The 13,144-nt window shown below is 66.9% G+C and carries 10 protein-coding genes; 7 read left to right on the top strand and 3 right to left on the bottom strand.

Annotated elements, in window-relative coordinates; translation table 11 throughout:
• Positions 1 to 2: 2 nt before the first annotated feature.
• Both HWX08_RS17530 and HWX08_RS17535 read right to left on the bottom strand, forming a co-directional pair.
• Positions 3 to 1,049, bottom strand: a complete 1,047-nt coding sequence (locus HWX08_RS17530) for a terpene synthase family protein (protein ID WP_174922767.1) — start codon at positions 1,047 to 1,049, stop codon at positions 3 to 5.
• 414 nt (positions 1,050 to 1,463) lie between these two features.
• Positions 1,464 to 3,788, bottom strand: a complete 2,325-nt coding sequence (locus tag HWX08_RS17535) for a Tex family protein (RefSeq protein WP_069256808.1) — start codon at positions 3,786 to 3,788, stop codon at positions 1,464 to 1,466.
• A gap of 164 nt (positions 3,789 to 3,952) precedes the next feature.
• Between HWX08_RS17535 and HWX08_RS17540 the strand changes: the two genes are divergently transcribed.
• From HWX08_RS17540 to yoaA, 3 genes are all read left to right on the top strand, one after another.
• Positions 3,953 to 4,696: a hypothetical protein gene (locus HWX08_RS17540; protein ID WP_174922766.1), complete on the top strand. Its 744-nt coding sequence runs from the start codon at positions 3,953 to 3,955 to the stop codon at positions 4,694 to 4,696.
• A 76-nt stretch (positions 4,697 to 4,772) separates the two neighbouring features.
• Positions 4,773 to 4,988 carry an HP1242/YdcH family protein gene (locus tag HWX08_RS17545; protein ID WP_006478692.1) on the top strand — a complete coding sequence of 72 codons (216 nt, stop codon included), beginning with the start codon at positions 4,773 to 4,775 and terminating at the stop codon, positions 4,986 to 4,988.
• Positions 4,989 to 5,043: 55 nt separating this feature from the next.
• Entirely contained in the window at positions 5,044 to 7,287 is a 2,244-nt protein-coding gene (gene yoaA, locus HWX08_RS17550; RefSeq protein ID WP_069256806.1) for a DNA repair helicase YoaA, read from the top strand.
• Positions 7,288 to 7,407: 120 nt separating this feature from the next.
• Here yoaA and HWX08_RS17555 read toward each other — a convergent pair whose 3' ends face one another.
• Entirely contained in the window at positions 7,408 to 8,232 is an 825-nt protein-coding gene (locus HWX08_RS17555) for an outer membrane protein assembly factor BamD (protein ID WP_021163132.1), read from the bottom strand.
• Positions 8,233 to 8,273: 41 nt separating this feature from the next.
• Here HWX08_RS17555 and HWX08_RS17560 point away from each other — a divergent pair, with 41 nt between their 5' ends.
• From HWX08_RS17560 to HWX08_RS17575, 4 genes are all read left to right on the top strand, one after another.
• Positions 8,274 to 9,482: an RluA family pseudouridine synthase gene (locus tag HWX08_RS17560; RefSeq protein ID WP_069256805.1), complete on the top strand. Its 1,209-nt coding sequence runs from the start codon at positions 8,274 to 8,276 to the stop codon at positions 9,480 to 9,482.
• 6 nt (positions 9,483 to 9,488) lie between these two features.
• Positions 9,489 to 10,328, top strand: a complete 840-nt coding sequence (gene pgeF / locus HWX08_RS17565; protein ID WP_174922765.1) for a peptidoglycan editing factor PgeF — start codon at positions 9,489 to 9,491, stop codon at positions 10,326 to 10,328.
• 359 nt (positions 10,329 to 10,687) lie between these two features.
• On the top strand, positions 10,688 to 12,553 hold the full coding sequence (gene phaC / locus HWX08_RS17570) for a class I poly(R)-hydroxyalkanoic acid synthase (protein WP_069256804.1): 1,866 nt from the start codon (positions 10,688 to 10,690) through the stop codon (positions 12,551 to 12,553).
• Positions 12,554 to 12,652: 99 nt separating this feature from the next.
• The coding region (locus tag HWX08_RS17575) for a thiolase family protein (protein WP_279610512.1) at positions 12,653 to 13,144 on the top strand (492 nt) is incomplete at its 3' end.

The raw sequence follows: 13,144 nt of genomic DNA on the forward strand, positions 1-13,144 counted from the left end.
GCTCAGCCGCGCGCCACCGATTCCGCCGCGTCCGTGGCGTCAGCCGACCGGACGATCAGGCCGCGATCGTCCGCATCACCGGCCGCGAACGCAGCCGCATAGCGCTGTGTATCCCGCGCAACCCAATCCAGATAGCCGCGTATCCAGTATCGGCAGCCGTCGACGAGGCCGCGCACGCGCGTATCGGCATGCTGCGTGAGCACATCGGCGCACTGGATGAACGCGCGGATCTCTTCGCGCACGCGCTCGGCCGTGTAGTCGACGCTTTCCTGCAGCGTATGACCGCGCGACGCGTGGATCATCACCATGTTCCGGAACTGCCCCGGCTGGTGCACTTCGACGCGGAGGCTCTGGATGTCGTTGCTCCAGCACACGATATGGTTCGCGTGCCGGCACAGCGCCTGGATTTCCGGCCGATGGAACGTATCGGGCGGGACGGCACCGGAATTGGCCGCGTCCGCCAGCGCGAGGCACGGATTCATCCCGCTGGTGTGGCGCCGGATCGTTTCGTATTGCGGCACCGCTATCGGCTCGACCGTTAGATGGCCGAGAATCTGCAGCCCTGCCGTGGTGGCCCACAGGCGCATGCCTTGTGCGAAGCGCGCGAAATGCTCGGCCGACAGGCGCACGCGCAGGCGCTGGCACACATCGAGCCACGCACGCTCGCCGTATACGGGCTCGGGGCCGGTGCACGCGTAGTCGAGCACGTCGATTATCGCGGTCAGATTGCGCAGCGTGTCGGGGCCGACCGGCTCCACGCGATCGACGAACAGGTCGTCGACGAGAAAGAACCACACGAAATAATCGGCGAGCGCCTGCAGCAGCGAAGGATCGGCGTTCGGGTAACAGCGCGCGGCGAGCCAGCCGTATCGGGTGCGCGCGACGCGTTCCCGGTACGCGGCGCTGAGGAACAGACCGTACGCGTCGGCCCATTCGAGCATGCGCGATTCGATTCGCTCGACGTGCGGTGAACAGGCGCCGGCCCACGGCACGTCGAAAACGGGTACGCGCAATGCGGCCAGTTCGGCTTTCAGAAGGTCTTCTTCCATGGTTTCCCGATCCATTTTCGCGAATTCGTCCCGGCTTGCCGGCCAGGTGAATACCGGACGCAATGCGTTGCGAATCGACCGCAAATGCGAGTCTGAAAGACGGAACACCGGATATTCACGGCATACGCGAGCGCCGCATTCGAGAACCCCGCTGCCGAGCGGAAAGATCGCTGCGTATTGCGAAGGCATCAAATAAAGCCGTTCGCGAATTTATTTTATGTAGCGATCGTGATGCGTCAAGAAAATGCACATCACGACGCGGATTGTTCAACTCGCCGATTAACCGTGAGGGAATGATGATGAAAAAAGTGTCTATTCGTTTTTCGTCGCGGATATTGAAATGCACGCTGCGATTGAATAGAAAAAGCCCGCTGGAAAGGCGGGCTTTTTCGTGTGTCGATGCTTTTCGCGTGCTCAGCGCTTCAGCTTCGCGAACGCCGCGGCCATCGCGCCGGCCGGTTCCGGCTCGCGCGAACGCTGCGGGCGCGCTGCGCCGCGCCCCGCGTTGCCGCGATCCTGGCCGCCGCGCGCCGGCATGCCGGGTGCTGCGGCTTCGTCGTCGAGGCGCATCGTCAGCGCAATGCGCTGGCGCTTCACGTCGACGTCGAGCACCTTGACCTTGACGACCTGACCGGCCTTCACGACTTCGTGCGGGTCCTTGATGAACTTCGTCGACATCGCGGATACGTGGACGAGGCCGTCCTGATGAACGCCGATGTCCACGAACGCGCCGAACGCGGCGACGTTCGTCACGACGCCCTCGAGCGTCATCCCCGGCACGAGATCCGACACCTTCTCGACGCCTTCGCGGAACGTCGCGGTCTTGAATTCGGGGCGCGGATCGCGGCCCGGCTTCTCGAGTTCGGCCAGGATGTCGCGCACGGTCGGCAGGCCGAAACGTTCGTCGACGAATTCCGCCGGGGACAGGCCCGACAGCGCTTCGCGGTTGCCGAGCACGTCGTCGATGCGCTTGTTGATCTTCGCGAGCATGCGTTCGACGACCGGATACGCTTCCGGGTGCACCGACGAGCGGTCGAGCGGATTCTCGCCGCCGTTGATGCGCAGGAAGCCGGCCGCCTGTTCGAAGGTCTTGTCTCCGAGGCGCGGCACCTTGCGCAGATGCTCGCGCGACGGGAACGGGCCGTTCGCATCGCGGTAGTCGACGATGTTGCGCGCGAGCGTCGCGTTCAGCCCCGACACGCGGGCGAGCAGCGGGGCGGAGGCTGTGTTCGCGTCGACGCCGACCGCGTTCACGCAATCCTCGACCACCGCATCGAGCGAGCGGGCGAGTTCGCGCTGGTTCACGTCGTGCTGGTACTGGCCGACGCCGATGGCCTTCGGCTCGATCTTCACGAGCTCGGCGAGCGGGTCCTGCAGGCGGCGTGCGATCGACACGGCGCCGCGCAGCGACACGTCGAGCTCCGGGAATTCCTTCGCGGCCAGCTCGGACGCCGAATAGACCGATGCGCCGGCTTCCGACACGACGATCTTCTGCAGGCGCAGTTCCGGGTGCTTCGCAATCAGTTCGCTCGCGAGCTTGTCGGTTTCGCGCGACGCGGTGCCGTTGCCGATGCTGATCAGCTCGGCCTGCGTCTGCGCGGCGATGCGCGCGAGTTTCGCGATCGAGCCGTCCCAGTCGCGGCGCGGCTCGTGCGGGTAGATCGTGTCGGTCGCGAGCACCTTGCCGGTGCGGTCGACGACTGCGACCTTCACGCCCGTGCGCAGGCCGGGGTCGAGACCGATCACGGCCTTCGGGCCGGCCGGCGCGGCCAGCAGCAGGTCGTTCAGGTTGCGCGCGAACACGCGGATCGCTTCGGTTTCGGCCGTTTCGCGCAGTTGCGTGAGCAGTTCGTTCTCGATGTGCGGCTGCACCTTCACGCGCCAGCACCAGCGGCATACGTCGGACAGCCATTTGTCGGCCGGCCGGTTCTGGTTCGCGATGCCGAAATGGCGCGCGATCATCGCCTCGCCGGGATGCGGCACCTGCGCGTCGAGCTCTTCGCCGAGGCCGAGCTTCACGGTCAGCACGCCCGCGTTGCGGCCGCGGAACAGCGCAAGCGCGCGGTGCGACGGCACGGTCTTGATCGTTTCCGCGTAGTCGTAATAGTCGCGGAATTTCTCGCCTTCCTCGTTTTCCTTGCCCTCGACGACGGCCGACGACACGACGCCCTGGTTGTGCAGGTAATCGCGCAGCTTGCCGAGCAGTTCGGCCGTCTCGCCGAACTGTTCGGACAGAATGTCGCGCGCGCCGTCGAGCGCGGCCTTCACGTCGGCCACGCCCTTGTCGGCGTCGACGTACGCGGCCGCCTCGGCCTGCGGGTCGAGCAGCGGGTTCGCGAGGAGTGCCTGCGCGAGCGGCTCGAGGCCGGCTTCGCGGGCGATCTGCGCACGCGTGCGGCGCTTCGGCTTGTACGGCAGATAAAGGTCTTCGAGCACCTGCTTGCTGTCGGCCGCATCGATCGCGGCGCGCAGTTCGTCGGTCAGCTTGCCCTGTTCGTCGATGCTCGACAGGATCGCCGCGCGGCGATCCTCGAGTTCGCGCAGATACAGGAGGCGTTCCTCGAGCTGGCGCAACTGCGTGTCGTCCAGGTTGCCGGTCACTTCCTTGCGGTACCGGGCAATGAACGGAACGGTCGAGCCTTCGTCGAGGAGTTGCACGGCCGCCGCGACCTGACGCGGCTGGACGGACAGTTCGGTGGCGATGCGCTGTACGATCTTGAGTGCTACGGTTTCCGTCATGTCGTGGATGGTCTGTCTGCCTGCTGAAATCGCGGCGCGGGCCGGCAGGCCCGAAGCGGCGGGCTGCGTGGCGGGCCCGACGGGCCAGATGCCGCGGGTGAGTGAAGCGGGGCATTTTGCCATAAATGGCGGAGCGTCCAGCCGGGGGTGATAGAATTTGACACATGTCCCGCAGCTTTCCTACGACGTTGCCAACTTCCCGAATTTCTCTCGTCGCGCTCGGCGCAGCGCTCGCCGCAGCTTTGTCTGCAGGGCCTGCCGGCGCCTTCGCGCAGGCTTCGGACGCCACCGCGCCAGCCGCGGCCGCGCCCGCGACGGCCACGGCCGCACCGGATTTCGACGCCCGTCAAAAAGTGCTCAATCAACGCTCCGCGGAAAACGATTATCGTTATGCGGTGGCCGAGCACGATTGCTACAGCAAGTTCTTCGTCAATCACTGTCTCGGCAAGGCGCGTGACCGGATGCGCGACGAGCGGGCGAGTATCCGTCAGGAGCAGCTCGCGCTGAACGACGAGCAGCGGGCGGTGCACGCGCAGCAGCGTGACCAGCAGCTGGCGCTGAAGGCGGCGCAGAATGCGGCGGAAGCGCCGCAGCGCGCGGCGAACGACGCGGCAAACGCGGCTGCGTTCCGCGACAAGCAGGAGCAGAATGCACTGAAGCAGGCGCAGCGCGGCGCGGAAGGGCCGCAGCGCGCGGCGAGCAAGCAGGCATACGACCAGAAGCAGGCCGATTTCCAGCGCAAGCTCGACCAGGCGCACCAGCAGGCCGCGCAAAAGGCGCAGGAGCGCGCGGACAACGTCGCACGCTACGAGCAGAAGCAGAATGAAGCCGCGCAGCACAAGGCCGATGTCGAGCGGCGTCAGAAGGAAGCGGCCGAGAAGGCGCAGCAGAAGCAGCAGGGGCAGTAACGTGTTGGATTGATCGGGATCAGTCTCGGGCGCGCTGGCACGCCAGCCTGCGCGCTGCTTCGATGAGGAGGCAAACATGCAAAACCGTCACACGGAACAGCAGCAGGAATTGCACAACCGTTTGGCTGCATTGCAGGAGCAGCACCAGCAGCTTGCTCGGGAGATCGAGCTGAAGGAAGGACACTCCGACATCGACGACATCACGCTGCACCGGCTGAAGAAGGAAAAGCTGGCGGCCAAGGACAAAATCATTTTGCTGCAATCGCAGCTGGAACCGGATAAGCGCGCCTGAGCGCGGCCTGGCAAGCGCCGGCGCCGCCCGGGCGCTGGACACAGGAACGCTTGCCTTGAATTCACCGCTTGAAGCCACCCCCGATGCCCGGCGTGACGTGTCGTCCGCCGGTCGCGCACGTGCGCCCGAAGGCACCTTTGAGCTGAGCCGCAAGCGCGTCGACGAACTCGACACGATCTTCGGCGAAGGCGGATTGCTCGCGCGTGCGCTCGACGGCTATCGGCCGCGTGCGTCGCAGATCGAGATGGCGCGCGCCGTCGCGTCCGCGATGGAAGCGTCCGCGCGCCGGATGCCCGAACCCGAGATCTTCGAAACGCGCAAGCGGCCGGCGCGCCGTCTCGGCGACGACAAGGCCGCCGAACCGGGCGCGGATGCGGCCGCCGCCGAGCCCGACAGCGATGCCGGCGACAACACGCTGATCGTCGAGGCCGGCACGGGTACCGGCAAGACCTACGCGTACCTCGTGCCCGCGATGCTGTGGGGCGGCAAGGTGATCGTGTCGACCGGCACGAAACACCTGCAGGACCAGCTGTTCCAGCGCGACATTCCGACCGTGCGCAACGCGCTCGCGGTGCCGGTGTCGGTCGCGATGCTGAAGGGGCGCGCAAACTACCTGTGCCACTACTACCTGCAACGCACGGCCGACAACGGCCGGCTGCCGTCGCGGCAGGATACGGCCTACCTGCAGGAAATCGTCCGCTTCGCGAAGATCACGAAGAGCGGCGACAAGGCCGAGCTCGCAAGCGTGCCGGAAACGGCGCCCGTGTGGTCGATGGTCACGTCGACGCGCGACAACTGTCTCGGCCAGGAATGCCCGCATTACAAGGAATGCTTCGTGATGCAGGCGCGGCGCGAGGCGCAGCAGGCCGACGTCGTCGTCGTGAACCACCACCTGTTCTTCGCGGACATCATGCTGCGCGATACCGGGATGGCCGAGCTGCTGCCGAACGCGAACACGGTCATCTTCGACGAAGCGCACCAGTTGCCGGAAACCGCGACGCTGTTCTTCGGCGAGACCCTGTCGACGACGCAGATTCTCGAGCTTGCCCGCGACACGGTCGCGGAGGGCCTGAGCCATGCACGCGATGCGGTCGAGTGGGTGAAGCTCGGCGGCGATCTCGAGCGCGCGGCGCGCGACTTGCGCCTTGCGTTCGCGAACGACCAGATCGTCCGCATGTCGCTTGCCCAGCTCGGCGACGATCATCCGATGTTCGGCGCGCTCGACGCGCTCGAGGCCGCGCTCGATGCGCTGGCGTCGGCGCTTGCGAGCCAGGCCGAGCGGGCGGAATCGCTCGGTGCGTGCCTGCGGCGTGCGCGTGAGCTGCAGGACCTGCTGGCCGGCTGGGTCGCGCCCGGCGCGACGGAGGCGGCCGCGAAGGCCGACGCGGCGGCGGCCGGAGACAAAACGGCGGCCGACGGCGATCCGAACGAGAAGGTGCGCTGGGTCGAAGTGTTCGCGCATACCGTCCAGCTGCACGAAACGCCGCTGTCGGTCGCGCCGATCTTCGCGAAGCAGCGCGCGGGCGTGCCGCGTGCATGGGTGTTCACGTCGGCCACGCTGTCGGTGCGCGGCGATTTCACGCATTACGCGGCGCAGATGGGCCTCAGCTCGCGTCGCTCGATGACGCTCGCGAGCCCGTTCGACTATCCGTCGCAAGGGCTGCTGTATGTGCCGCGCAACCTGCCGCAACCATCTTCGCCGGCGTTTACCGATGCGGTCTTCGATGCCGCGCTGCCGGCGATCGAGGCGTCCGGCGGCGGCGTGTTCATGCTGTGCACGACGCTGCGCGCGGTCGACCGGATCGCGTCGAAGCTGCGCGACGTGATCGAATCGCGCGGCTGGAACACGCCGCTGCTCGTGCAGGGCGATGCGAGCCGTACCGAACTGCTCGACCGTTTCCGCGCGTACGGCAACGCGATCCTGGTCGGCAGCCAGAGTTTCTGGGAAGGCGTCGACGTGCGCGGCGATGCGCTGTCGCTCGTCGTGATCGACAAGCTGCCGTTCGCGCCGCCGGACGATCCGGTGCTGGCCGCGCGGCTCGACGCGCTGACGAAGAAGGGGTTGAGTCCGTTCGCCGTGCACCAGTTGCCGCAGGCCGTGATCACGCTGAAGCAGGGCGCGGGCCGGCTGATTCGCGCGGAGACGGATCGCGGCGTGCTGATGATCTGCGACACGCGGCTCGTCGACAAGCCCTACGGGCGCCGGATCTGGCAGAGTCTGCCGCCGTTCAAGCGGACCCGCGAGATCGCGGTCGTCCAGGACTTCTTCGACGAACATCGCTCGGACAAGCGCGCGTGACGGCACGCGCGGCGCTCGCCGCGCGACCCTCCCGGCGCGGCGTGATTGCCGCGCCAATAAAAAACCCGGCTCGATGGCCGGGTTTTTTGTTCGTGCAGCGACTGCCGCACGGGGCTGGCATCAGAACTGCCACCACGACTTCTTCGCGCCGGGGCGCGAATGGCCCGTGACGTACGGGCTGTCGGGGAACGTACCGGCGAGCACGCGCTTCGTGTCTTCCGCCAGTTGCGGCTGGTTCAGCTTGCCGTACGACAGGATCATGATGTGCAGCGCGTCCTCGATCGCCGGCGCGCCCTTGTAGTCCTTGATCGCGAGCTGCGCACGGTTGATGGCCGCCACGTAGGCGCCACGCCGGTAGTAGTAGTCGGCTGCGTGAACTTCGTGCGATGCGAGCGCGTTGACGATGTAGCGCATCCGTGCCGCTGCATCGGGCGCGTACTTGCTCTTCGGGAAGCGGTCGACGACGACCTTGAACGCGTCGTACGATTCGCGCAGCGCCTGCGGATCGCGCTCGCTCATGTCCTGGCCGGAGAAGCGCCCGAACAGGCCGAGGTCGTCGTTGAAGTGGATCATCCCCTTCAGGTAGTACGCGTACGGGATGTCCGGATGATCCGGGTGGAGCTGGATGAAGCGATCGACGGCCTGGTCGGCGGCGGCCGCTTCGTTGTCCTTCCAGTTGCAGTACGCAACGTTGATCTGCGCTTGCTGCGCGAAATGGCCGAACGGATCGCGGCCTTGCAGCGATTCGAAATATTTCGCGCACTTGCCCCAGTCGCCGCCGGACAGTGCGTCCTGGGCCTCTGAGTATAATTTGTTGTTCGACCAGGTAGCCGTCTCGTCCTGCTTCTGCGGCAAGCCGTGGCAGCCGGCGATGAGGGCCGCGGCCGCTACCGCCGCAGCCCGGGCGGCGACGGTTCTGGCCGTGCGTTTGGTCGAATTCATCATGCTCGCATGTCCTAGCTTCAAGTCTCGGTGACCCAGTCTAAATGACCCGTTCAAGTTCGCAGAATGCCCAGCCGGGCACACCAAATCGCGAAGATTATAGCCCAAGCGATCGGCCCGCCGACGCTGCGTCGGGGGATTCCCTCGATGACGATCTGGCCGGCGACGCGATGCAGCCGCCCGTCGTGCCGTCCACGGCGGCCGACGACGCGCCGCGTGTCGTCGAAGTGCCGCTGTCGCTCGCGGGCGAACGCCTCGACAAGGCGCTCGCCCAACTGTTCCCCGAATTCTCGCGCAGCCGCCTGCAGAGCTGGATCGAGGCGCAGCGCGTGCTCGTCGACGGCGCGCCGGCGAAGATCCGCCAGCCGGTGCCGCTCGGCGCGAAGATCGCGCTCGTGCCCGACCTGTTGCCCGAGCAGCTCGCATTCACGCCGGAGCCGGTGCCGCTCGACGTGATCTACGAGGACGACGCGCTCGTCGTCATCAACAAGCCGGCCGGCCTCGTCGTGCATCCGGCCGCCGGCAACTGGAGCGGCACGATCCTCAACGGTTTGCTGCACCGCTACGGCGACGCGGCGGCCGGCCTGCCGCGCGCGGGGATCGTCCACCGGCTCGACAAGGAGACGTCGGGCCTGATGGTGGTGGCGCGCACGCTGGCCGCGCAGACCGATCTCGTGCGCCAGCTGCAGGCGCGCACGGTGAAGCGTCGCTATTTCGCGCTCGTGTGGGGCACGATGCCCGACGAAGGCACGATCGACGCGCCGATCGGCCGCGATCCGCGCGAACGCACGCGCATGGCCGTCGTCACGGGCGCGTCGGGCAAGCCCGCGCGGACGCATTTCCGCACGGTTGACACATGCCTGTGGCAACGTCAGCCGGTTTCGGCGATCCAGTGCGATCTCGAGACCGGTCGCACGCACCAGATCCGCGTGCACTGCGCGCATGCCGGGCACCCGCTGCTCGGCGATCCCGTGTACGGCCGCGCGCGCGGCAAGCGTTCGGTCGCGCCGCTGCCGGACGGGTTCGCGCGCCAGGCGCTGCATGCGTGGCGGCTCGGTCTCGTGCACCCGGTCACGGGCAAGGCGATGCAATGGCGCTGCCCGTTGCCGGACGACATGAACGCACTCGTCGCGGCGCTCGGCTTCGGGCAGGGCGACGAGGAATTCGACGACGATGACGATGTCTACGGCGATGACGATTTCGGCGGCGAGTATCACGACGACGAGCCGTACCTGGACGATGAAGAGGAGTGAGTGCCGATGACGAACCTGGCGCCGTTGACGTGGCAGGACTGCGTACGACCCGACTGGCAGGTGTCGCCGCGCGTGGGCGCGCTGATCACGACGCGCGCCGGCGGCGTGAGCGAGGGCCCGTACGGGCGCCGGCAGGGTGAGGACGCGCTGCCTGGCGGGATGAATCTCGGCCTGCACACCGGCGACGACCCGGCTCACGTCGCCGCGAATCGCGCGCGCCTGCTCGCGCTGGCAGGCCAGCCGAACGCCGCGTGGCTCGAGCAGGTTCACGGCGCGCAGATCGTGCGCGCGGACGAGGTGATTGCGTCGGCGCCCGCGGCCGCGGCGCCGGTGCAGGCCGATGCGAGCGTCACGGACCAGGCGGGCGCCGTCTGCGTCGTGATGGTCGCGGATTGCCTGCCCGTGCTGCTGTGCGATGCGCAGGGCCGCGCGGTCGGCGCCGCGCACGCGGGCTGGCGCGGGCTCGCGGCCGGCATCGTCGAGCAGACCGCGGCGCGTGTCGCGGCACTCGCGGGCGGCGCGACGGACGCGCTGCATGCGTACCTCGGGCCGGCGATCGGCCCGCGGGCGTTCGAGGTCGGCGCCGACGTGCGTGACGCGTTTCTCGACACGGCTCCGCAGTCGGAGCATGATGAAACCCGGCTCGCGTTCGTCGCGATCGACGGCGCACCCGGCAAGTATCTTGCCGATCTCTATGCGCTTGCGCGCCTGCGTCTCGGGCGTGCGGGCGTTGCGCACGTGAGCGGCGGGACGGCCTGCACGGTCACCGAGCAGGACCGCTTCTATTCGTACCGGCGCGACCGCGTGACGGGCCGCATGGCAGCGGCGATCTGGCTGGCCGATTGACGCGACGCGCATGCGTGCGTGGTTTATTGCATCGCAAAATCGGGTTATCTCGATATTTTGGCGCTCATGCCGCGTTGCATGCGCGATTGAATGAAAAATTCCGGAGTCGAGGCAGGCAAAATGTTTTATGTTTCTCCGGAACCCTTGTCCCGCCTGTTGCGCGAGGATTATCTCCGTATGGAAATGTTCAGCGGTTTGACAGGGCTTCACATGGGGAAAACGATAATGATAAAAATACCGCACTGCGGCAGAATCTGGAGACGCCTCTCCATAGCATGACGGCCCCGGCTCGCAGCCGGCATGCCGCGCGCGAGCAGGATTTCACGATAGACGCTCACGAATCACCGGTAAGGCAGGTAATGACAGCATCGAAAAAATCGTCGACGTCCGCTCAGGCGGGCACTTCCACCGGCAGCACTGGTTTCGATCCGGCCGCCCAGCCGATGCAGCAGATGTTCGAGTCGTGGTTGAACGCGTGGCGCGGTTTCGCGGATCCGGCACGCGCCGCAACCGCGTCGGCCAGCATGAATCCGTTCGCAACGTTCCAGTTTCCGACCTCGTTTCCGTTCCAGATGCCGTCGATGCCCGATTTCGGCGCGCTGGCGTCGCCGTTCGCCGGGCTGAAGCTGCCGGCCGCCGCGATTCCGCCCGAGCGGCTGCAGGCGCTGCAGGCCGACTACGCGCGCGATTGCATGGCGCTGATGCAGCAGGCGGCCGCCGCGAAGCTCGAATCGCCCGAACTGAAGGACCGCCGCTTCAGCGGCGATGCGTGGAAGGCGTCGCCGGCGCATGCGTTCGCGGCGGCCTGGTATCTGCTCAACGCGCGCTACCTGCAGGAGCTGGCCGACGCGCTGCAGACCGATCCGAAAACGCGCGAGCGCATTCGCTTCACGGTCCAGCAGTGGACGGCCGCGGCCGCGCCGAGCAACTTCCTCGCACTCAATCCCGATGCCCAGAAGTCGATCCTCGAGACGCAGGGCGAAAGCCTGCGGCAAGGGATGATGAACCTGCTCGGCGACCTGCAGCGCGGCAAGATTTCGCAGACCGACGAATCGCAGTTCGTGGTCGGCAAGAACCTGGGGTGTACCGAAGGCGCGGTCGTCTACGAGAACGACCTGATCCAGCTGATCCAGTACACGCCGAAGACGGACAAGGTGTTCGAGCGGCCGCTGCTGATCGTGCCGCCGTGCATCAACAAGTTCTACATCCTCGACCTGCAGCCCGAGAATTCGCTCGTCGCGCACGCGCTGTCGAGCGGCCATCAGGTGTTCCTCGTGTCGTGGCGCAACGCGGACGCATCGGTCGCGCACAAGACGTGGGACGACTACATGAACGAAGGGCTGCTCGCGGCGATCGACGCCGTGCAGCAGATCAGCGGCCGCGAGCAGATCAATACGCTCGGCTTCTGCGTCGGCGGCACGATGCTCGCGACCGCGCTCGCGGTGCTCGCCGCGCGCGGCGAACATCCGGCCGCGTCGATGACGCTGCTCACCGCGATGCTCGACTTCACCGACACCGGCATTCTCGACGTGTTCGTCGACGAGGCGCACGTGCAGATGCGCGAGCAGACCATCGGCGGCAAGAACGGCGCGCAGCCGGGGCTGATGCGCGGCGTCGAGTTCGCGAACACGTTCTCGTTCCTGCGGCCGAACGACCTCGTGTGGAACTACGTCGTCGACAACTACCTGAAGGGCCGCACGCCGGCGCCGTTCGACCTGCTGTACTGGAACAGCGATTCGACGAGCCTGCCGGGCCCGATGTACGCGTGGTACCTGCGCAATACCTATCTCGAGAACAAGCTGCGCGAGCCGGGCGCGCTGACCGTGTGCGGCGAATCGGTCGACCTGACGCTGATCGACGTGCCGACCTTCATCTACGGCTCGCGCGAGGATCACATCGTGCCGTGGCAGACGGCCTATGCGTCGACGTCGATCCTGTCGGGCCCGCTGAAGTTCGTGCTCGGCGCGTCGGGCCACATCGCGGGCGTGATCAATCCGCCGGCGAAGAAGAAGCGCAGCTACTGGGTCAACGACAGCGACCTGCCCGAATCGGCGGACGACTGGTTCGCCGGTGCAACCGAGCAGCCGGGCAGCTGGTGGACGACGTGGGTCGAGTGGCTCGACCAGTACGGCGGCCGCAAGGTGGCGCCGCCTGCCGAGGCCGGTAACGCGCAGTTCCCGGTGATCGAGCCGGCGCCGGGGCGTTACGTGTTGCAGCGCGATTGACGAAAACCGGACAGCGGCGCACGCTGTCCGGTGCACCGCAGTTTTTTTAACAGGGCCGGTAACGATGCGCCGTGTCGTGCGGGCCTGGAGGAAAGGGAAATGACGGACGTAGTGATCGTATCGGCCGCGCGGACCGCGGTCGGCAAATTCGGCGGTTCGCTTGCGAAGATTGCGGCGCCCGAGCTGGGCGCGACGGTGATTCGCGCGGTGCTCGAGCGTGCGGGCGTGAAGCCCGATCAGGTCAGCGAAGTGATCATGGGCCAGGTGCTGACGGCCGGCTCCGGGCAGAACCCGGCGCGGCAGTCGCTGATCAAGGCCGGCCTGCCGAACGCGGTGCCGGGCATGACGATCAACAAGGTGTGCGGCTCGGGCCTGAAGGCCGTGATGCTGGCGGCGAACGCGATCGTCGCGGGCGACGCGGACATCGTGATCGCGGGCGGGCAGGAGAACATGAGCGCGTCGCCGCACGTGCTGCCGGGCTCGCGCGACGGGTTTCGGATGGGCGACGCGAAGCTGGTCGACACGATGATCGTCGACGGGCTGTGGGACGTGTACAACCAGTACCACATGGGCATCACGGCGGAGAACGTC

This window comes from Burkholderia metallica, assembly GCF_902832845.1.
GTDB lineage: Bacteria > Pseudomonadota > Gammaproteobacteria > Burkholderiales > Burkholderiaceae > Burkholderia > Burkholderia metallica.